At 40.8% G+C, this 26585-nt stretch carries 20 protein-coding genes and 3 pseudogenes; 13 read left to right on the forward strand and 10 right to left on the reverse strand.

Features of this window, described 5'->3' with window-relative positions; translation table 11 throughout:
- Positions 1-9 precede the first annotated feature (9 nt).
- The 10 genes and pseudogenes from JCM15907_RS00865 to JCM15907_RS09945 all read left to right on the forward strand — a co-directional run bounded on the left by JCM15907_RS00865 (position 10) and on the right by JCM15907_RS09945 (position 8535).
- Positions 10-687: a DUF452 family protein gene (locus tag JCM15907_RS00865; protein WP_025842337.1), complete on the forward strand. Its 678-nt coding sequence runs from the start codon at positions 10-12 to the stop codon at positions 685-687.
- Between the two features lie 12 nt (positions 688-699).
- Complete coding sequence (bioC, locus tag JCM15907_RS00870; protein ID WP_025842338.1) at positions 700-1476, forward strand: malonyl-ACP O-methyltransferase BioC; 777 nt, start codon at positions 700-702, stop codon at positions 1474-1476.
- Positions 1477-1507: 31 nt separating this feature from the next.
- Positions 1508-2512, forward strand: a complete 1005-nt coding sequence (locus JCM15907_RS11920) for a TlpA family protein disulfide reductase (RefSeq protein ID WP_025842339.1) — start codon at positions 1508-1510, stop codon at positions 2510-2512.
- 86 nt (positions 2513-2598) lie between these two features.
- A complete protein-coding gene (locus JCM15907_RS00880) occupies positions 2599-2808 on the forward strand; it encodes a TM2 domain-containing protein (RefSeq protein ID WP_025842340.1) in 210 nt (69 codons plus the stop codon).
- A 485-nt stretch (positions 2809-3293) separates the two neighbouring features.
- Positions 3294-4208 carry a ribonuclease Z gene (locus JCM15907_RS00885; protein WP_025842341.1) on the forward strand — a complete coding sequence of 305 codons (915 nt, stop codon included), beginning with the start codon at positions 3294-3296 and terminating at the stop codon, positions 4206-4208.
- 6 nt (positions 4209-4214) lie between these two features.
- Entirely contained in the window at positions 4215-4979 is a 765-nt protein-coding gene (locus tag JCM15907_RS09935; RefSeq protein WP_242396739.1) for a C40 family peptidase, read from the forward strand.
- Between the two features lie 154 nt (positions 4980-5133).
- Positions 5134-6073 (forward strand): annotated as a pseudogene (locus tag JCM15907_RS09940) (ribose-phosphate pyrophosphokinase).
- A gap of 286 nt (positions 6074-6359) precedes the next feature.
- Complete coding sequence (locus JCM15907_RS00900; protein ID WP_159099883.1) at positions 6360-6677, forward strand: VanZ family protein; 318 nt, start codon at positions 6360-6362, stop codon at positions 6675-6677.
- Positions 6678-6680: 3 nt separating this feature from the next.
- Positions 6681-7277 (forward strand): NAD(P)H-dependent oxidoreductase, encoded by a 597-nt coding sequence (locus JCM15907_RS00905; protein ID WP_025842344.1) that lies wholly within the window; start codon positions 6681-6683, stop codon positions 7275-7277.
- A 56-nt stretch (positions 7278-7333) separates the two neighbouring features.
- Positions 7334-8535: pseudogene (locus JCM15907_RS09945) on the forward strand (hypothetical protein).
- 306 nt (positions 8536-8841) lie between these two features.
- On the opposite strand, the gene JCM15907_RS00915 reads toward JCM15907_RS09945, so the two are convergent.
- The 7 genes and pseudogenes from JCM15907_RS00915 to topA all read right to left on the reverse strand — a co-directional run bounded on the left by JCM15907_RS00915 (position 8842) and on the right by topA (position 16417).
- Positions 8842-9123 (reverse strand): HU family DNA-binding protein, encoded by a 282-nt coding sequence (locus JCM15907_RS00915; RefSeq protein ID WP_262498458.1) that lies wholly within the window; start codon positions 9121-9123, stop codon positions 8842-8844.
- 434 nt (positions 9124-9557) lie between these two features.
- Positions 9558-10286 (reverse strand): lysophospholipid acyltransferase family protein, encoded by a 729-nt coding sequence (locus tag JCM15907_RS00920; RefSeq protein WP_051522308.1) that lies wholly within the window; start codon positions 10284-10286, stop codon positions 9558-9560.
- Between the two features lie 123 nt (positions 10287-10409).
- Complete coding sequence (gene nusB / locus JCM15907_RS00925) at positions 10410-11456, reverse strand: transcription antitermination factor NusB (protein ID WP_025842347.1); 1047 nt, start codon at positions 11454-11456, stop codon at positions 10410-10412.
- A 490-nt stretch (positions 11457-11946) separates the two neighbouring features.
- Complete coding sequence (locus JCM15907_RS00930; protein ID WP_025842348.1) at positions 11947-12498, reverse strand: nitroreductase family protein; 552 nt, start codon at positions 12496-12498, stop codon at positions 11947-11949.
- A 4-nt stretch (positions 12499-12502) separates the two neighbouring features.
- On the reverse strand, positions 12503-13105 hold the full coding sequence (locus tag JCM15907_RS00935) for a riboflavin synthase (protein ID WP_025842349.1): 603 nt from the start codon (positions 13103-13105) through the stop codon (positions 12503-12505).
- Between the two features lie 129 nt (positions 13106-13234).
- Positions 13235-13999: a tRNA pseudouridine(38-40) synthase TruA gene (gene truA / locus JCM15907_RS00940; RefSeq protein ID WP_025842350.1), complete on the reverse strand. Its 765-nt coding sequence runs from the start codon at positions 13997-13999 to the stop codon at positions 13235-13237.
- A gap of 37 nt (positions 14000-14036) precedes the next feature.
- Positions 14037-16417: pseudogene (gene topA, locus JCM15907_RS09950) on the reverse strand (type I DNA topoisomerase).
- 256 nt (positions 16418-16673) lie between these two features.
- Between topA and JCM15907_RS00950 the strand changes: the two are divergent.
- From JCM15907_RS00950 to JCM15907_RS00960, 3 genes are all read left to right on the forward strand, one after another.
- The gene (locus JCM15907_RS00950; RefSeq protein WP_159099884.1) at positions 16674-19442 is read left to right on the forward strand and encodes a TonB-dependent receptor; all 2769 of its coding nucleotides are present in this window, start codon (positions 16674-16676) and stop codon (positions 19440-19442) included.
- Between the two features lie 114 nt (positions 19443-19556).
- Complete coding sequence (locus tag JCM15907_RS00955; protein WP_025842352.1) at positions 19557-20765, forward strand: saccharopine dehydrogenase family protein; 1209 nt, start codon at positions 19557-19559, stop codon at positions 20763-20765.
- Positions 20766-20864: 99 nt separating this feature from the next.
- Positions 20865-22553, forward strand: coding sequence for a diphosphate--fructose-6-phosphate 1-phosphotransferase (locus tag JCM15907_RS00960; protein ID WP_025842353.1), 1689 nt, complete (start codon positions 20865-20867; stop codon positions 22551-22553).
- A gap of 110 nt (positions 22554-22663) precedes the next feature.
- Here the strand turns inward: JCM15907_RS00960 and JCM15907_RS00965 are convergent, their stop codons facing one another.
- From JCM15907_RS00965 to JCM15907_RS00980, 3 genes are all read right to left on the reverse strand, one after another.
- Positions 22664-23152 carry an HU family DNA-binding protein gene (locus tag JCM15907_RS00965; protein ID WP_025842354.1) on the reverse strand — a complete coding sequence of 163 codons (489 nt, stop codon included), beginning with the start codon at positions 23150-23152 and terminating at the stop codon, positions 22664-22666.
- Between the two features lie 541 nt (positions 23153-23693).
- The gene (locus tag JCM15907_RS00975) at positions 23694-25388 is read right to left on the reverse strand and encodes an MAC/perforin domain-containing protein (protein WP_025842356.1); all 1695 of its coding nucleotides are present in this window, start codon (positions 25386-25388) and stop codon (positions 23694-23696) included.
- 196 nt (positions 25389-25584) lie between these two features.
- Complete coding sequence (locus JCM15907_RS00980) at positions 25585-26469, reverse strand: Ig-like domain-containing protein (protein WP_148297409.1); 885 nt, start codon at positions 26467-26469, stop codon at positions 25585-25587.
- Between the last annotated feature and the right edge of the window lie 116 nt (positions 26470-26585).

The following is a 26585-nucleotide window of genomic DNA, read 5'->3' on the forward strand; positions in this document are numbered from 1 at the left end:
TTCCTTTGTATGCGTGCCACATTATTTTCTCCTACTTCGGTAGCTTCGACTTCTCGATTGCTTCTTTTTTTCAATGGCTGGGCTATGACTCCTGCTTCGATAGAGCATATTGCTATACCCGAGGGATTTGACCTTTTGGTGATTGGGGATTATCGTAATGACGATTTTTCTTTTGATTTTTCTCCTTATCAAGAGGTCGTTCTCTTAGCTTGGTCTATGGGTGTATGGGCGGCACAACGCCTTGCTTTGCAACAAAAATTACCACCTTTAGTGAAGGCTATTGCGATTGCAGGCACACCATTGCAGAGAAGTGATGAGTATGGTATTCCTAATGCTATTTTTGATGCTACTCTTGCCAGCTTGAACGAGGAGAATAGAGAGCGTTTCAATCGCAGGATGTGCGGAGGAAAAAGGTTAGTTCATCTTTTTAATTCTCTTGCTCAACGTCCGACTGAAGAGATACGAGAAGAGTTGGAACGTGTACAACACGTGGGACAGACGGAAGATACTTCAGTCGTGGAGGTAACTTCTTTTTGGACTCGTGCTCATGTGCCTCTTAAAGATAGGATAGTGCCACCAGAACATCAGATAGCTTATTGGAATAGAGTTGGAGTAGAGGTAGAAATTCATCCTGAAGAGGATCATTATCTCTTCCATAAGATTAATTCATGGTCTGAATTGTCCTAACCGATAGAGAAAATGCAACCAAGAGATCGTGTTAATAGAGCTTTTAGTAGGGCAGCTTCGAGTTATGAGCAGTCCGCTGTCGTGCAAAAGGAGGTAGCCTCCCGATTAGTTTCTCTACTTCCTGACAGACTTGTTTTGGAGCAAGTGTATGAGTTTGGCTGTGGTACGGGTCTTTTGACTCGAGCTTTGGAGGAGCGTTGTCATATTACCCATTGGCATATCAATGATTTGAGCAGTGTTATGCTAGAGCAATTATCCCCTCTTGGAGATAAGAAGCCCTCTTTGTGGGTGGGCGATGCGGTAGAGGTAACGCCCTATCACTTGTTAAACTCTTTCGATCTCATAGCTTCTGCTTCTACTTTACAATGGTTTTCAGATCCTTTGGGGTACTTGTCTAAAATATTTCCCATGTTAAAGGATGTTGGAATGCTACTTTTTTCTACCTTTGGAGAAAGAAATCTTTACGAATTAAGAATGTTGACAGGTCGAGGATTGGATTATATTTCGATGGAGGAGATTGGAGATTTTATGCATAGGCATTTTTATGAAGTTACTCTTTTTGAGGAGCAGATTCCTCTTGCTTTTCCTAACTTATTGACCCTTTTTCGCCATTTGAAAGAAACTGGCGTAACGCAGCTTTTGAAAAACAATACTCCCTCTCTTCTTACTTCTCGTGAAGCGTTAGAACAGTTAGAAAGTCGTTACAGAGAGCTTTATTGGCATTCAGATGGGGGATTGTCGCTCACGTACCATCCGATATATGTAAAGGCTTCTCTACCGAAAAGATAAAGTAATCGTCATAACACATATACATAGCAAAATGAGAAAAATATCTATTCCTGCATTGCTACTTTTTGTAGTAGCCCTCTTTATAACTTCGTGCGGTAAAAAAAACATTATTAAAGCTACACTTCCGCAAGAACTTGTTGGCTCGGTAGCTTACATTTATGATGTACAGGACGACCAGAAAATAGATAGTCTTACCATCAAGAGTACCAATTTTGAGATGCCTTTTATTCCTCAAGAAAAGGCACGTTTACTACAATTTTTAGTAGGTAACCAGCAAACTTATTTTGTACCTGAAAAGGGAGAGTTACTCTATAATCATGATTTAGGTGTGATAACTGGAACAATTACCAATGAGGAGATAACCTCTTTTATACAAGGTATTCTCTCTTCATTGAAAAGTGGAGTAGAGCATAGAAAACTCTTCGAACAGTCCAAGGAGTTTTTCTTAGCTCATAAGGATACGCAAGTGGGAGGGATTGGCTTGGAATTTGCTCTCTCTTTTACCGAGGAAATGTCTCCTTTTCATGCCTTGTTGCAGGAGGCTTCGCCCGATATTTTGGCTTTGCCTCGTATGGCTCGTATTAAAAAGACATTAGATAATTTAGAAAATACACAGCCTGGAAAGAAGTTTATTAACTTTGAAGGTACCGATAAGGAGGGCAATAAAGTTATGATCGGAGACTATTTGGGGCAAGGACAGTATGTTTTGGTGGATTTTTGGGCCTCTTGGTGTGGCCCTTGTAGACGCGAGATGCCTTTCTTGAAAAAGGTGTACGATAAGTATCGAAATAAAGGGCTTGCTGTTTTGGGGATTAGCGTTTGGGAACGTAATCAAGAAGACCACTTCAAAGCTGTCGAAGAGTTGGGAATATCTTGGCCACAGCTTATAGATAGTCAAAATGTAGCTACTGAACTTTATGGTATAGCAGGTATCCCTCAAATTATGTTGGTTGCTCCTGATGGTACTATTGTGGCACGAGACCTTACCCATGAGGCTATTGAGGCTACCGTGGCTCCCCTTTATGAGAGGAAATAAAAACTCTCTTTTGGAAGAATGAATGTAGTGGAGTATGTAAAAACAGATTAGACTATAAACAGATTAGATAATAAATAGATTAAACGATGAAAGAAAAAAGCACGGCAACTCTTTTTGCCATCTTCTTGGGTTCTTTGGGAATACATAGGTTTTATTTGAATGATGTGGGTATGGGGGTATTGTACCTACTAACGGCAGGCTTATGCGGTATTGGTACCATAATTGATATTGTCCGTTTGGTGACGATGACAGAGGCAGAGTTTAATCAACGCTATAATAAGCCTATTCAGTATTAAAACAGGAGGAAGAAGTAAATAACTTTTTCATAGAGGTTGAAAAAGCTTTTTACGTATTAAGGGGCAGGCTTCGTGAGAGAAGTTGCCCCTCTATTTTTTTGAAACATTGCTCTAGGAGTTCTTAGTTATTGATTATATCTTTTGATAAATTAATGAGACGAAAATCGACCAAAAGCGAGAAGTTTTACTTGCTTTTTTATTATGAGATACAAAGTTTGTCCCTAAAAGCAGTCCTTTAGACCTCTCGCAGAAGTTGCTCTCAGAGCTACTTGTAAAGTACCTTTTGTTGAGGAGAGCTTTTTAGATGTGCTGACAACCTTTTTTAGATGTGTCCAAAAAGGACTTTCGAAACGTGTAGAATTCCTTCTTGACATGTATAGTCTATTCCCTGTCTAACTCTTACCCTTCAGCATATCTTGACCTGTAAGGAAATGAACATAGATGACGCTCTTTATATTATAGCTAAAGTGTTATCTTTGTGAAGGATGGAAAATTTTGACCTGCATATATTAGGTTGTGGCTCAGCCCTTCCTACCACAAGACATAATCCTACATCGCAAGCATTGCATCTTAGAGGTAAGATTTATCTTATAGATTGTGGTGAGGGGGCACAACTCTCGATCCGTCGAGCCCAACTCCAGTTTTCTAAAATCCATAGTATTTATATCTCTCATCTTCATGGCGATCATTGTTTTGGTTTGCCAGGTCTCCTCTCTACGATGGCTTTGTTGGGGCGTTTGGCTGCTCTACCCATATATGGTCCGTGGGGGATAAAAGATTATGTGCGTGAGATAGAACAGAGATTTTTGACCGATTGTCCGTTTACAATAGAGGTGCGAGAGTGTGACTGTCGTACGCATTCCTTAGTACACGAAGATGCTTCGGTTAAGGTCTATTCTATTCCTTTGAGTCATCGTATTCCTACGATAGGCTACCTTTTTGAAGAGAAATGTGCTGAGCGTCATTTGGATAAACCCTCTGCTGATTTCTATAAAGTTCCTATTGCTTACTATCAACATCTTTTGGCAGGCAAAGATTATATTACGGATCAGGGAGAGGTGATTTCTAATGCTTATTTAACTAAAATAGGTCCTCCCCCACGGCGCTATGCTTTCTGTTCCGATACCAAGTACTATCCCCCTATTATAGAGTTGGTACGAGGTGTCGATCTCTTGTATCATGAAACTACCTTTGGAGACGATTTGCTCCATAGAGCCGAAGCCACAGCACATAGTACGGCTCGTCAAGCCGCTACTATAGCTCGAGAAGCAGGGGTTAAAAAGTTGCTTATAGGACACTATTCAAGTAGATATGAATCATCGGATGCTCTTTTGCAAGAAGCAAGGGAAGAGTTTCCAAACACAGATGCTGCCTTTGAAGGACTCTGTATAAATCTGTAAATGGCTATGAATTCAGGTTGTCGAATTACTAAAGGTCGATACTCCCACTTATTGATGGTACTTCTTTTGGGAGCTATCTTTTCTCTTTCGAGCTGTCGTGTACAGCAGGCAAGAGCTACTCGTTCTACGTTGTCTTCCTACGATGATGCGGTGTACTCTTCTTCGGGACTCTATCTTCCCTCTCCTGACTGCAAAGCATATGCTTATCATAGTATTCCTCCCACGGGTTCTATTATAGATGATGCTATTGCTTTGGGTAAAAAGTTTTTGGGTAAACCTTATCGGTATAGAGGTCCTTCTTCATGGCCTATGGACTGTTCGGGATATGTGCGTTATATCTTCTCTTGCTTTGATATTCATATGTCAGGCTCGTCGAGTGATTTAGCACAAATAACTGAGAAAGTAAAGTCGCCTCGTCCTGGAGATTTACTTTTTTTTAAAGGGCGTAATAGGAAAAGTAATCGCGTGGGGCATGTGGCCCTCGTTATAGAGGTCGAAGGAGAGAGTATTACTATGATGCACAGTACCAATAGTAGAGGAGTGATTATTGAAAAGTTGGAGACCAGTCCTTATTTCTCCTCTCGCTTTCTCTTCGCAGGTCGTATTCCTCAACTGAGAAGTACCATAGAGGCTTTGGAAAGATTGAATGGGCGCTCTCCTTTTGATTTAATAGCCATAGCACCTATTTTTTCAGCGGAACACGAACTTCCCCGAGTTTTGAAAACTCCATTATTACCACCCACAGGACAAAAAGCTTCGAAAGAAAGTTGATTTGAGGGGTTTAGCAATGCGTTAAATAGGGTGCTTTTTCTCCGAGAGGTTTCTTGGTTTCGATAGGAAAAGTTACTTTTGCACTAGTAAATAGATAACTCACATTCTTAGTAGGGAATATAACAAGAGATTTACTTTTTAATACTCATAAATAATGGAGAACGAAAAATCTTATTCCGTTTTTGCAGGGACGCAGTCCAAGTATCTTGCAGAGAAAATATGTAAAAGCCTCGGATGTCCTTTGGGACGTATGACCACTCAGCACTTTGCTGACGGAGAGTTTGCCGTTTCTTATGAAGAGACTATTAGAGGTAAGGATATATTTTTGGTACAGTCTACTTTCCCTTCAGCGGATAATATAATGGAGCTTCTCCTTATGATAGATGCGGCCAAAAGAGCTTCTGCTCACTATATTACTGCTGTTATCCCTTATTTTGGTTGGGCGCGTCAAGATAGAAAAGATAAGCTCGTGTATCTATCGCAGCTAAACTTATGGCAGATTTGTTGAGTACAGCAGGCGTTACTCGTTTGATTACTATGGATCTCCATGCCGATCAGATACAGGGATTTTTTGATGTGCCTGTAGACCACCTCTACGCTTCTTCTGTCTTTATGGATCATATTAAATCTAATTTTGACCTTCAAAACTTGATAATTGCTACTCCAGACGTTGGAGGAACAAAGAGAGCCAGCAGTTATGCTCGCCATTTGGGGGTACCTATGGTTATTTGTCACAAGACTCGCTTAAAGGCTAATGAAGTGGCAGAGATGAGACTCATCGGTAAGGTAGATGGAAAGGATGTACTTCTAATTGATGATATAGTAGATACTGCTGGTACTATAACTAAGGCCGCAGACCTGATGATTAAGGAGGGGGCTCGTAGTGTACGTGCTTGGCGAGTCATGCAGTGATGAGTGACCCCGCTACTGAGAATATTGAGAAGTCTTCTCTCACAGAAATGATCTTCACAGATTCTATTCCTTATAATAAGAAGTCTTCTAAAGTGAAAGTACTCTCCGTAGCAGATCTTTTTGCTCTGGCCATTAAGAGAGTTTCCAGTCATGAGTCTATAAGCTCTCTCTATACTCTTTAATGAGGCTATCTTCTCGAAAGAGAAGGTCATGTCTTTATTGAATATTAGAATTCCCTCGATTGGGAAGAACAACACAAAGGAATTGTAGAGAGTTTTGTCCTCTGCAATTCCTTTTCTTTTTGGACTGAAAGTTTGTTCCCTGATACTTCTTTGCTTCTTTATCTTTTTGTAGAGTACTCTAAAATATTGAATTATGCGTTTGATCGGTATAAATATAAGACACTACTGGGGGACTCTTTTGTACACACTGATAGTACTGGTTCTTTGTTTGATACCTGCTTCAGAGATGAAAGTTGGTGTAACTATTTCTGATAAAGTAGCACACGTTTTGATGTTTTTAGGGCTTTCTTTGTTGCTTTGGGTTGAATATATTTTTCATTACACATATAGGCGAAGAGAGCATCCTATACGCTGGCAAGGACAACTTTTATACCCTCTTTTCATAGGAGCTGTGACCGAACTTTTGCAGCATTATGTAATTCCCTCACGAACGGGAGATATTTACGATTTTTTGGCAGATACTCTAGGAATCTTATTAGGCATGTTAGTGGGGTTTGTAGTCTGCCTTTACATTAAAAAGAACATACAAAATAAAGTGAATTGAGACATGAAAACTTTTCTACCTTTTCTTCAGAAACGCTATACAACTAAAGCCTATGACCCAACTATGCGGTTAGAAAAGGCTACCATAGACGAATTGTTGGAAATCTTACGTCTTTCTCCATCTTCGATTAATTCGCAACCTTGGCATTTTACAGTCGTGGAGTCTGCTTCGTTGAAACAACAGTTATCTGAAGTTTCTATGCATAATACCGAAAAAGTGCTTAATTGTAGCCATTTGATCGTTTTTTCTATTTATGATAAAGTAGCCGATTTTGAGTCGGAACGGGTAAATGGTCTTACCGTTGAGTCCTATTATAGAGAGCGATTAGCTCCCTTGGGTGATGAGGTCGTAAAGAACTGGATGGCTCGTCAGGCCTATATTGCCTTGGGGGTTTTATTGAGTGCTTGTGCCTATATGGAAATAGACTCTACTTCGATGGAAGGTATAGATAGAGAAGCCTACACTAAAATTTTGGGTGATGATAAGTTTAGTGTACTCTTTGCCGTAGCATTGGGAAGAAGAGATAAAAGCGACCAAAATCAATTAGAGTTCTCTCCTAAGAAGCGAAAAGAACTCTCTGAACTCTCCAATTTGCTATAAAGGATAGAATCTCATTGGCGAGAAAGAGGAATACACTCTAAAGGTTACAAATTATTATGATACGGATTTATGTAGCTCTCAATAAGCGTGATGTATTTATTATTTTAGGCTTTTTGCTACTCATGTTCGTTGGATACCTTTTTCTTAGGGGAGTAAATAATTCGAGTGACTTTGAAATCACGGACGAACTCGGAGGCAATCTTTTTCCCTCTTCGATTATATCACTTGCAACCTCGAACGAACTTATTATAGAGCCTTCTCATACGCCTTATTTGGGTAATCCGAAGTCTGGTATCGGGATTAGGATGGAGGCACGTAAACACAATTCGCATGTGCGTATCGAAATAGCCGAAACTCCTTTTTCCTATCATTCTGTTTCAGAATTTGTCCTCCCTCAAAAAGGACAAAGTTACACCGTTTACCCTGAAATTGTTTGGAAGTACGATGTCTTACGAGAGTCTCAACAGCCTACTCCTATGAGTATTGTGGCAACAGTTATCTCAGATAATTTAGCATCAACATTAAAGGTGCGCACCTTCTCGATGCGAAGTATTAACGAGTGTATGTACGGCTACTATAGGATAGATGAGAAGCAACGAAGACAGTTTGTCAATACACCTATCTTTTTTGCTGCTTATGTCAATGAAGATAGTCCGTTGATTGACAAAGTACTCAGAGAGGCTTTGAATACTCGTATTGTAAATCGTTTCTTAGGTTATCAGAGTGATTCAACGGCTGTTGTACGGCAGGTATATGCCTTTGGAATGTGCTTCAGAGACGTCAGTTTAAATATAGTTCAATCTCGAATAGTAGCTTGGGGAGTAATGTGGTTTATGCTCAAAGAGTTAGATCTTTGGAAGATGCTCTCTCTACTTCCCAAATTAATTGTGTAGATGGTTCTGTCCTATTTGCTTCTCTTTTGCGTGCTATCAATATTGACCCTATATTAGTACTGAAACCTGGGCATATGTTTGTAGGTTTCTACACGGATAAGCGTCATGAAAATAAACTCTTTTTGGAGACTTCTATGATTGGAAATATTGATTTTGATGATTACTTTCCCGATGAGGCAATAGACTCTCTTTTTACGGGTAAGTCGCAAAATGAGATGTCTCGTATCACTTTTCAAAAGTCCATAGAATATGCTTCTGATAAATATGTTGCAGATAGTTTGATGATAAGAGAAGAGCAACCAGGGTATATGTTCTTGGAACTTTCGGATAAGGTACGCAGCAAAATACAGTCTATAGGAAAGTAAAAAGAAGTTTGTTATAATCCACTTTTCTCTATAGTGTAGTCCTCAATCTATGCTCTTATATTCTTTGATGCACTTACTGCTTTATAAGAGGTATACGAGAAGCAATGAATGTTCCAGTTGACGTATCTACCACCCACTTTGTCTTCCTATCTTTTGGAGCAGATATTCCCAGATTGAGGTAACTTATTATCTATCCTAATAGTCCAATTATAGGGATGCACATAAAAAAGAGACGCCTCGACATTCATCGAGGCGTCTCTTTTTGTTAGAAAAAGTATTTCTCTTGCGAGAAATAGGGGTAGAATATTAGTCTAACGACAACTCAGTTCCTGGTTTGAACTTAACGCTTTTACGTGCAGGGATTGTAATAGGCTTCTTTGTTTGAGGATTGATACCTGTACGAGCTTGACGTTCTGTTACCGAAAATGTTCCGAAACCAAGGATTGCAACTTTCTCTCCCTTGAGCATTTGCTCTTTGATTACTTCAGTATAAGCTGCAACAACCTTCTGAGACTCTACCTTTGTGATACCTGCTTTTTCAGCAATAGCTGCAATAAATTCTGTCTTATTCATATTCCAAGTTTTTATATTTAAATAATTCTTCTTCGATGGGTTACATTCACCGCTACTCCTATCAAAATCACGTTTATGTATAGGAATAGGAAGGAGCACTACTCCTTACCCCAAAAGTAGTCATATTTCTAAAAATACCAACAATTATTTTGATATAAAACGTAAAAAGGTCAATAATTCTTAGATAAGTCTCCGCTTTAGTCGCTTTGAGAGTACTTATTCGATACTTTTAGTCCATTGGAGGGCGTTGCTTGGAGTTTAGATATGCTCTTTTTAATCTCTTTATATGAGGGGGAGCTTCGGGTATTGAATCTTTTTTTTGTGCAACTAAAAAGAAGAGAGTCTCAGAGGAACAGTAGGAAAGATTAATAGAAGAAACTCTCTGTAAAGATCCATCTCTCTTCTTACAATAAACATTATAGTCAATATATTTTTACAAGGTATCAACCTTATACTATTGCAGACGCGATAGTCTCTTGTACTTTTTGCACTGTGGCAAGCATACCTTTTGGAAAAGGTTCTTCTCGGTTGATTTCAACAGGGGGGTGGATGGTTAATTTTAGTCGTGTGGGGCGAACAAAAAAACTTCCTCGAGGGAGTGCTCGAAAAGCTCCGTTTATCGTTACAGGGATAATGGGGACATCTAATTCGTAAGCCATAACAAAGCCCCCTTTTTTGAAACGATGTATTTTGCCATCTTTGGTTCTGCTCCCTTCTGGGAATATAAATATTGAAGTGCCTTCAGATAAAACCTTCCGAGCAGAGTTCATTGTTTCCTTAATAGAGGAGGGGGTTTTCTCATCTACAAATATAAACCCAGCTACAGCGCAGGCCTTACCCATAAATGGAACGGAGCGAAGTTCCTGTTTCATAACCCATCGGAAGGGGATAGATAGGTAGCCATACATCATTAGAATGTCGAATGCTCCTTGATGATTAGCCATAACAACAAAAGGTCCTTCATTTTTAGGTACATTCTCCTTGCCCTCTACTTTGATGGGACAAAGGAATAGAGATAACCCAATGCGAGACCATAGAGTACCAGGCCAATAACCTGCCCATTTTTGAAAGCCTAAATAACAGGCTATAACGATAACTGAAGAAAGAATAATAGTACAGATAACAAAGAGAGGAACAGCTATTAGCCAATAATATATACCGTAGAGAAAACGAATCATAATCTCCTTTTCTTGAACTGAATGTATCTTTTCTTATCTGTAAATGTAGGTTTGTTGGGAGCTTTGGCTCTCTCTGTAAAAAGAAAGATAAGCAGTTGTTTTGCGAAACAACCTTGCCACTTGTTATATTTTAGTGATGCGTCCCTCTTTTTGTAGCTGCTTCAGGGCAGAGTCTAATACGCCATTTACAAACTTGCCACTATCGGAGGTAGAGTAGATTTTTGCTAACTCGATATATTCGTTTAGTGTTACTGTCGCGGGAATATTGGAGAATGTGAGTAGCTCTGCTAAAGCCATTTGTAGGATAATCATATCGACATCGGTAACACGGTCCATTTCCCAATTGTGGAGGTTCGTATCAATAATTTTTTTCAACTCATCTCCGTGTAACACTGTGGCTCTCATCAGGGAGAGAGGTAGAGTAGCATCTTCTTGATCTTTGTATAGAGGAAAAAGAGTCGCATCCATGGGCTTCTCTTCCGAAGCCTTACGCAAGGTTTTTACGGCAAACTCCTTTTCAATCTCTACTGGAGAGGTTGTGAGCCGGTTGGCTTTGTACATTTCACTGCCGAGCAACGAGTCTACCAAATTGTCTACCGTCTCTATATCGGGGCGCTCTTCGACTTCTATCTTTTCTACTGTTGCATAGGGGCTATCCCAGTAGATAGACATGGACTCTAAAAATTCGTCCAAGAGAGCATTTTTGAACGTATAGGTGTTCAGAGCCGATATCCAAAATCGAGCATCTGTTTGGAATGTGTCTTCTTCGTTTTTGCAATAGGTACGATAAAGCTCACTACCCTCTATTTCGTCTAAAAGAAGACCTAATAGGCGAGTATCTGTATTCCACAAATTGCCATTTTCTTGAATGTGTTTGCTCATCTCTTCACTCGCTGCAATATGAGAAGCCAGTCGGTTGTTTACCAGACGCATATTGGGAGTAGCTTCTTCCTTGCTTTTGAAAAACTTGTTTTTACGTCGCTCTACACGTTCTGCGTGAAGTCGCGTAAGTGCTGGAACTAAGTCTATGAGATAGAGATATAAGTCGTGAGTTTTGCGAATAGATAGGGTAAGTTGTACTTCGGCTTGTTGTAGCTTCTTTCCCTCTGTATGGTAGTAGGAAAAAAGCTCTTGTAGCACACGGATGCGAATGAGCGTACGATTGATCATCTTGGATATACTATAATCTTTACAAGGCTTCCCACCGGAGAACCTCGGGAATGCAAAGTTAATAGTTTTATTGTGATAAACTATTCTTTTTGCAGAGCTTATTATGCGTATAATAGAGGGTTTACTTTGAGAGAGGAGTTGTGTGTTGGGCAGAGGTTATACAACCTTTTTGATGAACATATATCTGACCTCTTCAACCATATAGGCTAATGTTCAAAAGGTATAATGCTTGGCAGAGTAACCTTTATACCTTTCCCTAAAAACCATTATAGCTTCAGAGTGAGGGGACAAAATCTTTTTTGAGGTCATTCTCTACTGCTATACTCGTTGCGTTATTGTGCAGTAGTCTTCTTCTATTGTATTATAGTCTTATAAAGGTTGGAACGATTTTTTGTATTGTCTATGAGAATAAAAATACCCTCAGAGACAATGTTAAGATCTCTGAGGGTGAGGGATATAGATTTTTGATTAATCGGTTAAACAGCTCTTACTACCACTTGTTGAAGTGTAGTAGCTGGCTTTTAGGTTTCCGCTTTTTGGAGCGGACAGGATCTAATGAATAGCCCAATACGATGTCTAAAAAGACTTTTTTATTTTTGGGGATACCAAGTACTTCAGACACTGCTCCTCCATTTAACCACCCGATGATACAACTACCAATACCCTCTGCAGCTGCTGCAAGGGTAAGATAAGCGGTAAATATGCCTAAATCATTTTGTACATAATCTACTCCTCGCACTTTACCACCAAACTTCGCTAATAGCGAGGGAGGGTCGGCTACAAGGAGGATATGTACAGGCGCCTGTTCGATGAATTTATTTTGCCCCAGCGAACCTTTACGTGCGGCTTGAGCTACCCTCTTTACAAGTTCGGGCTCTGTAACCACAACGGTTTGCCAAGGCTGTTCGTTGCATGCCGAGGGCGCCAGTAGAGAGTTGTCTAAAATACGTGTGAGAATCTCCTCGGGAATGGGGCGATTAGGATCGAAACGACGATCACTTTGTCGCTGGGAAAATAGTTGGTAAAGCTCCTGAGGCTGCATACTTTTAGTCGAAGTTCTTGAGTTTAGCTAAGTATTTACCGATGATATCAAACTCAAGGTTTACGACAGACCCCTCTTCTATACGGCAAAAGTTGGTATGCTCTAAGGTGTAAGGGATAATGGCAACTTCGAAGCTATTGTTGGTAGAGTTACACACGGTGAGACTTACCCCATTTACGCAGACAGAGCCTTTCTCTACTGTTGTGTAGCCCATGCGAGCCATGGAAGACTCAACATTATATTCAAACTTGAAATAACGGCTACCATCGGCATCTCTAAGAGCAACACATTGGGCGGTGCAGTCTACATGCCCCTGTACGATGTGTCCGTCCAAACGACCATCCATTTTCATGCTACGCTCTACATTGACTAAGTCTCCCACCTTTAAAACGCCGAGATTGGAACGGTCAAGCGTTTCCTGAATAGCTGTAACGACATATTCGTCTCCTTCTAATTCTACTACCGTTAGGCAAACTCCATTGTGAGCTACGCTTTGGTCAATTTTAAGTTCGTGAGTGAAAGGAGAGGTTAGTCTGATGTGGAGGTTACCTCCATCTTTTACGAGCCCAACTACACGGGCTGCAGCCTCTACAATACCTGAAAACATAGACTATATTATTTAATGTATTAGTTCTTTACCCCACAAAAATAGTAATTACCTTGTGGAATTAAAATTTTGAAGAGAGAGTGTACAAAGCAAGAGGAGTAAATAGGTTCTGAAGAAAGGGAAGATAACTTACAGGTAAATATCGTCAGGATAATGCACGTGGGCTAAAAATAGAGCCTCTCCACGAACGGATGCCCCCGCTTTACAGCGGTCTTTTTGTTCTAAGATCTCTAAGATGCTTTCGGGATGAAGATTGCTTTTGCCTATTTCTAAAAGTGTACCTACTATGGCACGTACCATATTGCGTAAAAAACGGTTGGCTTTAATAGAAAATTGCCATGTGCCAGGATAAGCAGATGGTTCCCAAAAAGCCTCTGTTACGGTGCATATATTGGTGTGAGTATCGGTATGCAGGCGACTAAAACTTGTGAAGTCGTGCGTTCCCAGAAGGTATCGTCCAGCCTCGTTCATCTTATCTATGTTGGGAAAAGGGCGTACGGGGATAATATATTCGCGATTAAATGGGTCTCGCTCCTCTGCAATGAAATAGAGGTAGTGTCGTTCTGTAGCAGAAAATCGAGCGTGGGCATCCCCCCTAACAGGTTTTATAGAGCGGATGAAAATATCGTGGGGGAGTATTCCATTGAGACTTTTTATCCATCGATAAGGATTGGCTTCGCAACCTTTAGGAAGGTCGAAATGAGCAGGTAGTGAGAAGGCATTTACCCCCGCATCAGTACGACCTGCTCCCACAATAGAGACTTCTTGTTTGAACAGTATTTGCAGTGCCTCTTCAATCTTTTGTTGCACAGATACCCCATTGGGTTGTCTTTGCCATCCACAATAGGAGGCTCCTTGGAAGGCGATATCCAAAAAAAAACGTTGAGGTTCCATCAATCAGTGCTCACGATTATGCTCTTTTGGCTGAAAATTACTTCTTAGATGTCGTTTTCTTCTTGGAGGTACTTTTCTTTGTTCCCTTTTTTGTAGTGTTGGAGCCTTGACTCTTGATAATTTCTAAACACTCTTCGTAGGTCAAGTTACCAGCTCGCTCTTTCTGCTCTTTGGTCAGTTTGTAGTTATTGCTCCCCTGTTTAATATAGGGCCCAAAGCGTCCATCTCGAACGGAGAGCGTGCTATCTTCAGCAAACTGTTTAAGTAGAGACTTTTGTTCATTTTCTCTTTTATTGATAATGATTTGGATAGCCTCTTCTAAAGTTATTTCCAGAGGATTAGACTCTTTGGGGATAGTGAAAAAAGCCCCTGCATGTTGGGCGTAAGGTCCGAACCGTCCTATTGCAACTTTGATAGGGTTGCCTTCAAACTCTCCTAATACTCGAGGTAGTTTGAAAAGGTCTAAGGCTTGATCTAATGTAATGGTAGAGAGCGATAAATTAGGAGATAGCGAGGCATATTGAGGTTTCTCTTCTCCTTCGTCTCCCTTGCCGATTTGTACGAGTGCCCCAAAGCGTCCGATGCGAACAAACACAGGCTTCCCTGTTGTGGGGTCATCGCCTAGATAGCGTTCCCCTCTGTCGCTGTTAGAGTGGGAGTCAAGGGCTTGCTCCACTAAGGGGTGAAAGAGCGAGTAGAAGTGTGCGAGAGCTTCTGTCCAGACCACCTTTCCCTCAGCAATAAGGTCGAACTGTTCCTCAATAAGAGCTGTGAAATTATAGTCGATGACCTTGGGAAAGTATTCTACCAAGTAGTCATTGACTACCTCTCCTATATCGGTGGGGATAAGTTTGCCCTTATTGCCTCCTGTCCTTTCTTGGCGTTTTTGAAGTCGAGGTTCTTCTGAAGGGCTTTCGTCTGCTATCCATATATAATCCTTATGGGTACGCTTCTCGCCTGTTTCGGTGCCCTTGATAACGTATTCTCTATTTTGAATGGTTTGTATAGTGGGGGCATAGGTAGAGGGGCGACCGATACCTAATTCCTCCATTTTGCGCACCAAAGCTGCTTCTGAATAGCGAGGAGGTGCATAGGAATAGTGTTCACTTGCTGTAAGAGAGACTAAGTCAAGTTGCTCCCCCTCCTTGAGTTGGGGAAGCTGATGACTCTTTTCTGTTTCATCTTCCTCAGTGTCGGAGACATAGTTATACAGGCGGAGAAAGCCATCGAAGGTAAGTACTTCGCCTTCTGCCGTGAAAGAGTCGCGTGTTTTATCAGCCTCAAGAGAGATTAGGGTGCGTTCGATAGAGGCATCTGCCATTTGAGAGGCTAAGGTGCGTTTACGAATAAGGGCGTATAGTTTCTCTTCCTGCGCTGTCCCTTGTATCGTCTCTCTCTCTAAATAGGTAGGGCGTATTGCTTCGTGCGCCTCCTGTGCCCCTTTGCTTTTTGTCTTATAGGTGCGGTATTGATGGTAGTTTTCGCCCCACTGCTCTTTTATGATTTTGGCGGCACTATTGAGTGCCAGAGAGGAGAGATTGACAGAGTCCGTTCTCATGTAAGTAATATGTCCCTCTTCGTAGAGTTTTTGAGCTACTCGCATCGTTACCGCTACCGAAAAACCCAATTTCCTCGCAGCTTCTTGTTGTAGAGTTGAGGTGGTAAAGGGTGCAGAGGGGGTGCGTTTGGCAGGCTTGCTCTCAATGCGTTGTACTACTATTTTGCTACCAGCATTCCGTTTGATAAAATCAATAGCCTCTATGCTATTCGCAAAGGTTTGCTTAGCATTTATGTCGAAGGTTTGCTGTGTGTTGCTTTGAACTACGTCAGCAGAGATTTTGTAAGAGGAAACACTCTGAAAAGAACGTATTTCTCGCTCTCTGTCTACGATTAGACGCACGGCTACAGACTGTACTCTACCTGCCGAAAGAGAAGGTTTAATACGTTTCCAAAGCAGAGGAGATAGCTCAAAACCCACCACACGGTCCAAAACACGCCGAGCCTGCTGAGCATCAACAAGATTAATATCTATATCTCTGGGGTTTTGAATGGCTTTTTTAATAGCTTGAGGGGTTATTTCGTGAAAAACGATGCGTTTAGTCGGCTTACCCGCTCTTTGCAACACTTCGTACAAGTGCCAAGCGATGGCCTCTCCCTCTCGGTCTTCATCGGATGCTAACCATACCATATCGGCACTGTCGGCTACTTTTTTGAGTTCTCGAACCACATCCTCCTTTCTTCCGAAACTTCGTAATCGGGGCGAAAATTGTTTTCAATATCCACACCGAAAGACTTCTTTTTTAGGTCTCGTATGTGTCCATAACTGGAGAGAACTTTGTACTCTTTACCGAGAAATTTTTCAATTGTTTTTGCCTTAGCAGGTGACTCTACGATCACCAAATTGGGAGTTTTCTGCATCGTTTTTGCATCTTTTTGTAGGTGCAAAGTTAAGAGAATAGTTTCCAAAAAAGAGCTTTTTCAATCATTAGCACCAATAGTATAGACTATTAGGACCTTAATTTAAGAGCTAACATTCGCCCTTTTAATAGACTCTGGAGTACTCTCTAAGCAGAGAGAAAAGCAAAGGAATAATAAAACTAAAAATAGGCATACTCATTAAACATTGCTCCAAAAGAGCTGTCCAACGTTTTGAATAATGGAAAATAAGTTGGAAATGAATAGAACAGAAATAACTCGAGTAGTTATTGTGGCAAGGTATTTTTTCATATCCTTGCTTCTTGTGCTTTTTTATAATTCAGGAGTGGGGTATGCTCAAAACTCTTTTGTCCTGCGAGGAAAGGTGCTTGATGAACACACAGGAGAGGCTTTGATAGGGGCAAACGTGCGCTTAACGAATGCTTCGGGAAGAGAGTTGGCAGGTAGCTCAACCGATATATATGGAGCTTTTACCTTGCTTCACCTCCCTGCTGGGAGTCATAGTCTACGCATTAGCTACATTGGCTATAAGGAGTATATAGGCTCTGTAAGCATACCTTCGGACCAAAAAGAAGTAGATATCCGTCTCTCGGAAGATAGTAAACAGCTCTCTACTGTAGTGATAGAATCTCGTAGTGCAGATATGACTATGAAAGGAGATACGCTCGTTTTCAATGCTAATGCCTATCGTATGGGTAGTGGAGCCTCGCTGGAAGACCTTATAAAGCGACTGCCAGGAGCCCAAATAGATGAGTCGGGAAGTATTGTAATCAATGGCAAAACGATTCAGAAAATAATGGTAGATGGTAAAGAGTTCCTTTTGGGAGATACCAAGGCTGCTACTAAAAATCTTCCAGCAGAGGTTATTGATAAGATTGAGATGCTTGACAGAAGCACAGATGCGGCTCGTATGTCGGGGTTTGATGATGGAGAGGAGGAAACTTTGCTAAACTTATCTTTCAAACCACAATATAAACAAGGACTTTTTGGCAATGCCTTTGTTGGCTATGGTACTCGTAATCGATTTGAGGCAAATGCTACACTAAATAACTTTTCAGGAGCCAATAGATTAACCCTAATAGCTGGAGGAAACAATACCAATAGTAAGGGAATGAGTGATATTGTCGCTGAAAGAGGGCGGAGTGGGCGCCCCAGAGGACGGACTCCACAAGGGGTTGCTACCTCCGCCACTACAGCTATAGATATAGCACGTGCATTGCATAAAAATGTAGAAGTGGAGGGTAATGCTCGCTATGGCTATTCGGACAAGGTGATTCAAGCTGAGAACGCGATAGAATACATCCGTCCTCGTGGAAACAACACTTTTGCTAAAGAAGGGGCAGATCATCGTACACAAGAGCATGGCATAGGAACTAATTTGCGTTTTACCTACAAGCCTGATAGCAAGACAGAGGTTCTTTTTCAACCGAATTTCTTCTGGGGTAATTCTGCAGAACAGGGTAATGAGGAAACGAAAACCTTCGATGCCCTTCATAAAGAGCTGAGTCAAGCTGAAGTAAATAGTTATGCAAAGGGTAATAGTCTTGAGGCAGGAGGTACTTTAGATGTAAGTCGTAAACTCTCAGAAGAGGGAAGGGTAGTGAGTTTGCAACTCCATACTAACTATACTCATACTGGTAGGGAAGGGACCTATACTTCTTCTTTTATCAATAATTTGGATGCTTCTCTTAATCGAATGTTACGGCTTCAGCAAAATGACTTGACACATCGTACAAACTATTCGATGCGCTTCTCTTATGTGGAGCCTTTGGGACGCAGTTTTTTCTTGAAAGGGGATGTGGCATGGAAGAATGACAGGCGTCAGGGTGTTCGAGAGGTGTACACACCAGACTCTGACGGTCAGTTTACACATTTTGAAGAGCAGTATGCTACCTCTTTCGTCAATACTTTATCGGGTTATAATGCTGGTCTGCATTTGCAAAAGCGAGCGAAGCTCTATGATATTACCATAGGGTTGGGGATAGAGCCTATAAAAATGAAAACAGACTTCCCTATGGGGAGACTTGCTTCGATTGAGAAGAAAGAGTTTAACCTCTCGCCTAAAGTTGCTTTAACCCTACGTCCTAATAAGCAGACAACATGGCGATTGAATTATCAAGCAGATACCGATATGCCCGATGTCTATAAGATGATGCCTGTTACAGATCCGACCAATCTTTTACAAATAACAGAGGGAAATAGCAATTTAGCTCCCTCTCTTACGCATAGAGTACGCTCTTCTTTTCGTACTTATAACCCTCAAACTAAAGTTGCTTTCAACCTCTTTACTCGAGCCTCTTATACTTTGAACGATGTAGCTTCCTCTGTGTCCTTTGATGCGACTTCGGGACAGCAGACAATACGCTTCCGTAACGTAGATGGTAATGCCTCGTGGCGGATGTTTATAATTAGTTCAATGCCTTTTTTCACTCCCCTTGTTACGCTTAATCTCGGAGGACGTGTTTCTTTTGCGCATCAAAAAGGATTTATTGAGGAGCGAGAAAATGTGGCTAATACCTGGACCTTTGCCCCTCTTATGCAGTTGTCTTATGCTCGTGGGGCTTTTTATGCTCGTTTCAACGCCTCCTCCGAATATATGGGTACTACGAACACTATCGATCAAAAGAAACGAAACACTTGGCGTTACCAAATGGGGGCAGATGCTTCTGTAGACTTAATTTGGGGAGCAAAATTGGAGTCGGACATCACTTTCCGTACACGTTCGGGCTATGAGGCTCTGTACAATCAGAATGAATGGCTTTGGAATACAGCACTTTCCTATACATTTCTCAATAAAAAAGCTACCCTTCGTCTCAAGGCTTACGACCTTTTGGGTAGTGAAACAGGTATTGCAAGATCTGCCACCGCTCTCAATGTCGTGGATAGTCGAACCAATGTATTAGGACGCTATGTAATGCTCCATTTCATATATAGGTTTAGCAACTTTAGCAAGGGTAGTTCGCAGAGTGATTTTCAATCTTTTGAAACAAGAGGTAGAGGACATTAATCTACAATCATAGGACTCTATGAAGGGCTTTTTCAAAGTAAATGTTTATTAGATGAGTATCTTGTCGTACCTTTGCGAAGAAAGATTTTAGTTAGAAAAATAAATCTACCTACTATGGCAAGAGTAATAATAATAGGTGCTGGAGGTGTGGGCACAGTAGTAGCCAAGAAAGTGGCTATGAATAACGACATCTTTACAGACATAATGTTGGCAAGTCGCACGAAATCTAAGTGCGATAAAATTGCAAAAGAGATAGAAGAGACCCTTGGGGTGAAGATTCAGACTGCCTCGGTAGATGCCGACAAAGTGCCAGAACTTGTAGCTCTTTTCAAAGAGTTCAAACCAGAGTTGGTAATAAACGTGGCACTTCCCTACCAAGACTTAACTATCATGGATGCCTGCTTGGAAACGGGGGTAAACTACCTTGACACTGCTAACTATGAGCCTATTGATGAGGCTAAATATCAGTATAGTTGGCAATGGGCATATCAGGAGCGTTTTAAGAAGGCTGGTTTAACTGCAATATTGGGGTGTGGATTTGACCCTGGAGTAACCAGTGTCTTTACAGCCTACGCTGCTAAGCATCACTTTGATGAGATTCATTATTTAGATATTGTGGATTGTAACGGAGGCGACCATCACAAGGCTTTTGCTACGAACTTTAACCCTGAAATCAATATTCGTGAGATAACCCAAAAGGGTAAATACTACGAAAATGGTGAATGGATCGAAACAGAGCCTCAAGAAATCCATCGCCCTCTCCACTACCCAGGTATCGGAGTTAGAGAGAGCTATCTACTGTACCATGAAGAACTCGAATCGTTGGTGAAGAATTTCCCTACTCTTAAGAGAGCTCGCTTCTGGATGACCTTCGGAGAGGAGTATCTGACCCACTTGAGAGTTATCCAAAACATCGGTATGGACAGTATAGAGCCTATCAATTACAATGGTATGCAAATTGTGCCCATCCAGTTCCTTAAAGCTGTATTGCCTAACCCTCAAGACTTGGGCAACGATTATACGGGAGAAACCTCAATAGGCTGTCGCATCCGAGGAATAAAAAATGGCGAGGAGCATACCTATTATATATGGAATAATTGTAGCCACCAAGCCGCTTTCCGTGAGACGGGTACACAGGGCGTGAGCTATACAACTGGAGTACCTGCTACCGTAGGAGCGATGATGTTTTTCAAAGGCTTGTGGCGCAAACCGGGAGTCTTTAACGTAGAGGAGTTCGATCCAGATCCATTCTTGGAAGAGTTGGGCAAGCAAGGTCTTCCATGGCATGAACATTTAGATGTAGATATTGAGTTTGAAAAATAACTCATAACACACCGATTTAATATGATTTCAATATCCCTCTGTCCGATTGAATGTTCAATGAAGGGCAGAGGGATGCCTTTTTATCCTTAATAGAATAGTATGAGTTATATTCGTTTAGACAATCTGAGAAAGCATTACTCACCACAGATACCCAAGGTGTTGGAGACTCTTCCCGCAGTAGAGATTGCTACCAATTATGCTCCTATAGAGGAGTCTGTTTCTGCCTTTTTTCCTGCTACGTTCGGATTGCCTCTTTTGGAGCTAAAGGAGCCTACCTCTTCTGAAGAGACACAAGAGCGTATACCTCTAACGGTCGGAGTGCTATTGTCGGGTGGACAAGCACCGGGAGGGCATAACGTAATAGCGGGTATTTTCGATGCTCTTAAAAGTTATCACCCTGCTTCGTCGCTTTATGGCTTCCTTATGGGTCCTGGAGGGTTACTCAAAAAACAGGTGCGAGAACTTACAGCCGATGTAATCAATGCTTATCGCAACTCAGGAGGATTCGATATGATAGGCTCTGACCGCACTAAGTTAGAGAAGAAAGAGGATTTTGCCACCGCCCTGAAAGTAGCACATAGCTTGGGTTTGGATGCCTTAGTTATCATCGGAGGAGATGACTCTAACACCAATGCCGCATTGCTGGCAGAGTATTGTCAAGCAGTGGGAGACCCTTTGGTCGTGGTGGGATGCCCCAAAACGATTGATGGCGACCTCAAAAATGCTTGGATAGAGACCTCTTTTGGGTTCGACACTTGCGCCAAGGTTTATGCAGAGTTGATTGGCAATATTCAGCGAGACTGTTATTCCTCTAAGAAGTATTGGCACTTTATCAAGCTGATGGGGCGCTCTGCTTCTCATCTTACTCTCGAATGTGCTTTGCTAACACAACCCAATGTGGCGATTATCAGTGAGGAGATTGCAGCACATAACCGTACTTTGAATGATATTGTTACGCAGTTGGCAGATGTTATTGTGATGCGTTCCGAGCGAGGAATGGACTTTGGTTCTGTACTGATACCTGAGGGGCTGGTTGAGTTTGTACCCCGAATGAAAGCTTTAATAGTCGAACTGAATAAAGTATTGGCGGAGAATGCCCATAAGTTGCATTTGGTAAAACGCTCTCAAATACTCAACTATTTGGCTGGTAAGCTCACCGAAGAGAGTGCCTCTTTCTTCCTATCACTGCCCAAAGAGATGGCGTACCAACTCTCTATGGAGCGAGACCCACACGGCAACGTACAAGTGTCTCGCATCGAAACAGAAGAACTTATCGTAACTATGCTCAAAAAGGAGTTGGACAAGCGTAAGGCTAAAGGCGAGTATAAGGGGAAATTTTCGGCATTGACCCACTTTTTTGGCTATGAGGGGCGCTGCTCGATGCCTTCTAATTTCGATGCTTCGTACTGCTATGCTTTAGGGCGCACGGCTACTTATTTAGCTGTGCACCGCCGTTCGGGCTACATGGCTTCGGTGCGCAATTTGGTCAATCACCCCTCCGAGTGGCAGCCTGCAGGTATCCCTCTCACTTTGATGATGCACTTAGAGGAGCGTAAGGGGATGCTCAAAGCTGTTATTAAGAAGTCGCTCGTGGATATCGAGGGAGCGCCTTTCCGTTACTTTCGCAAACATCGTCACGAATGGGCAGAGGGCATTGCTTACCACTATCCGGGACCTATACAGTATTTTGGACCATCGGCAGTGTGCGACAATACGACCCTAACCCTGCGATTGGAAAATCATCTTGAACCCGAAGATGAAACTTACGACGCCTCCTCTCTCTTCTAAAAGCTCCTACGCATAACCTCAGTAGGGATTTTTATCTCTTTCTTACAACAAAAAAGCTCCGATGCATAGAGATTTTCTCTGTTGCATCGGAGTTTCTATCTACCATCGGCTTATATACCTTCGCCCGTATCTTCGCCACTTGGGGGCGTGGGGGTTGATGGGCTGGGAGTATTGTCTTTCTTTGCAGAGGCATAGGGTACATCGAGTACACGCTCAGAACGCTCTAAGCGAACGCCTTTCAATGCTGTTTTTATCTTGATGCGAGGCGTATAGATGACCTTGGTTTTAGCTACTAAACTGACATCTACTTTATCGGCACTCTCTACCCCCGAACCGCTTTTGGTAACAATGCTGGGGCGAAATATCCCCAAATCTCCACAGTCAACACTTTTCCCATCTTGAAGCAAGCGGACAAGTACCTTAGCCGAACGGTCAAAAACCGCTTTAATATCAGCGGAAGAGACGGTCGTTTCGTCTGAAACTAACTCGATGAAATCTTCAAATTTTACATCTGAATGCAAGTGAATAGCAGGGTACCAAAGGGTTTTTGAGCTCTTCCCGAAGCCTGCTTTGCGTTCTACAGCTTTAATCTTAATCATAATCTTAGAGATAATTTATTGTAAAATATTGTTTGTTTGACTGCAAATGTATGAAAAGATTTGTATATATAAAAATATATGTTTCTTTATGCGCAGATAGATTTATATATATAAGTGGATAGATTTTTCTATATAAGTATAAAAATAGCTATATATACATAGCAAAATATATATATATACTTATGATTTTATTGCTATATACGTAAAAAAATACTTGTATGTAAGTAGAGCAAAATTCGTATATACGCAATAAAAATTTCATATATACAAAAAAATATTTCTGTATATACGCAATAAAAATTTCGTATATACAAAAATCTTCTTTTCTATATAGAAAAACCCCGCTATACATTTACGTACAGCGGGGTTTGTTTGGATTTAGCTAAAAGTTTCTAACCTATTCTTAGAAAGAAAGAGGGTTGAATCTAAATCCCTTTTCGAGAGTGTGAACTCAGATTGTTTGTAGGGATTGTGATTGAGGAGTTGTCCTCTTGAAAGTAAGGGTAATTTTATTTTAGTTGCCCTCCCTATAACTATGAGCTTATAAGCCAATAAGGCGATAGGAATATAACTCTAATGCAGTAATGGTTGTTTTTGAAGCATTATTGAATGTTTTTCTCAGACCATAGGTGTCGAGAATATAGTCGTCACAAATGACATAAGCCAGTCTTTCTCTTTTATCTAGTAATAATTCAAATCCTTCGTAACTTGGGTGAGAGGCTTTTTGGAAACGACCTTCATTGAGACCATAAAACTCTATTTCAATATTAGCAGGAAAAGAATCTTCTGTCCAGAGATCATCGGGAAGCCCCACGCTTACGGTAGATTTTTTTTGATTGGTCTTATTAAAGTTAAAAATAGATTTGTAGGAGCCAACTCGAATAATATCTACATCGTAGAATTTTTTTAGATATTGGGTGAGTATGCCTGTTTTTTTGATAAAATCTTCTTTGCTATGAGCATACCAGAATTTCGGATCTTTTTTATTGATAGGACGCAATCGAATTAAGTCTCTATAACGGGTAAGTAAGGTTACATATATAGGTCCAGGTTTTTTAAAATCTTCCGATGTAATATGAGTAGTTACCTGCCAAGGTAGTACGTACTTACCAATAGAAATATAAATTTTAGGTTCATAAAACTTAGTGCCAAAAGCCCTTTTTTCAATTCTCTTACGTAAGTTCTCTTCTCTAATGTATTGATGTATAGGATATAATCGGTTAAAACTCGTGAAGACATGAGTTGTTGGGTCCGAAAAAGAGGATAACCATGGGGAAAAATCGATTCTCTGTTCCAAGGCATTTTTAGCAGTGCTGAAACCTACAGATGCGTTTCTCCCTCCATAATAGCAATGGGACATCTCGATTGCACTAAAATGTTGTGACAATTTTTCGGTTCCACTTGTATTGAATTGTATACTTTTATCACCGCTGATTGTATTATCACCGCTGGTGAAACCAAAAGAAGCACTACAAAAATTTTCTAGAAAATATTGTCCATCCTCGGTTTCCTCTTTTTCTTGTGCCCGAAATAAAATGCTTGCTTTTCCTCCTGTGTAATAATCTGCAATAAAGTATTCACTATAATTTCGGAATAATTCTCTCATAGGTACATTGTATAGATTCGACAAAAAGAATGGATCTAAAAATCGAGTTCCAATATATTTTTGTGTTAAAGAAGATTCCTGTAGAGTGTGCCGTTTTTCCAAATGTTCTATTTCAGCAATTGCAAAAACTTCTTTAGATGAGTACATACTTGTTCTTTTGAAAACTTGTTTGAACCTATTTGTAGCTCCGATAGAGAAGATTTTAAAATTAAAATTCATCCCAACTTTATTCTCATTTTCCAATTTTATTTGTTTTTCATATGATTCCTCAGAATTAAAAGCCTTGGCATTAAACAGAGTGTGAGAACATAAAGTAGTGTAAATAGGACTAGGCGATGCTTTTTTTAGTGCTTCGGCATTAAGCATAGGAGCTCCCAAAAAACTATTTTCTCCTATTAATCCTTTGTCTGGACATATAGAACGTCCAATAAGATTGTATTGGGCTTCTGCATTTCTTAAAGTCTTAGAGTTGGGGCGATAGCCTTCTATAGGTTGGGAGAGAATTATGTTCGAATTCTCTGATCGATGGTGTAGATACTCGAGAGATGGTTCTTCTTGAATCTCAGGTTCATTTTGATTGATACATCCAACTATAAGAGGAAAGATGAAAAGGAATAAGAATTTTTTCATAACAAAATCTATCTAGACATAATGATACACTAATGTTGTATATCAACCTATTAGATTGATTAGAACTGTTTGGGCAGTAAAGATTATTTTGAATAGGGGGATAAAACCTAATAAAAAAGAAATTCCAGCAAAAAATATTTACTGGGATTTCTTTTTTATTAGAAATGTTCTTCGAGAGAACTTTTCAGTTTAGAACTTAGAACGTGCGGTTCAAAGGATTTAAGATGTTTATGTTTTTGCTTAAGTCTACAAGCTCACCTCTTTGTGTATTTTGTTTCCCAGCAATCTGCATCGTGTAGACATCTTTCATCATTTCGTTGCCATTTTGATCTCTAACTTTTTCTCTTTTTGCGTAAAGAAGAACCATATAGTCATCTTTGGAAGCAGATAGGGCTGGAGTGTTTTCCGCATCGTTAAGCGTCGTTTCCTCTATTTCGCTTTCAGCAAAACCATATTCCTTTAAAATCTCTTTTCCTGCACCTTGTGCCCAAGTTCCGTCGTCCATCATAATACGTTGGGCTATCATGAATTGCGGTCCCTTTGAAGGAGTATGGATGTAATTAACTTCAGTGAAAATCTTTCTAGCTCCTTGTTTCCCACGGAAAGAAAATAGAACTTTTTGATAATCACTGGGGAGTTGTGTTGTTACATCATCCCACTCACGAGTAAGCATAGCAGTCTCAATCTCCGCTTTTTTAGCCTTCATATTTCCATCGAAAACAGGAATATAAATATCCTTGCCTCCTAAGAAACGAGACTCGTCGATAGCGGGCTTACCTTTCACAGTCAAAGCAACCGTAGCAGTTTTATCGCCTGCTTTAACAGTAATGGTAGCATTACCTTCGTTCATAGCAGTTACAGTCTTACCTTCTACTTTAGCAACGTTTGCATCGCTTGACTCGAGAGTGTAAGATACAGAGTTGGGTACCAAAGTAACATTTACATCTGCACCTGTGAGGGCGAACTTAATCTTATCACCCTTGTAAAGTTCAAGAGAAGTAGGATTAACGGATAATTCTTTTACTTCTTCTTTTTTAGGTTCTTGGTTAGGACCAGGTTTTTCACAGCTTGGGGCAACCATAGCGAGAGTTGCCAAGCACCGAGTGCCAATAATAACTTTTTCATGCTTGATTAATTTATTAGTTTATAATAGTGTTGCTTTTTTATATGAGTTGATATGTTCACTCTCTCGTGGCA

Source organism: Porphyromonas gingivicanis JCM 15907, assembly GCF_000614585.1.
In the GTDB taxonomy this organism is placed as follows: Bacteria; Bacteroidota; Bacteroidia; order Bacteroidales; family Porphyromonadaceae; genus Porphyromonas; species Porphyromonas gingivicanis.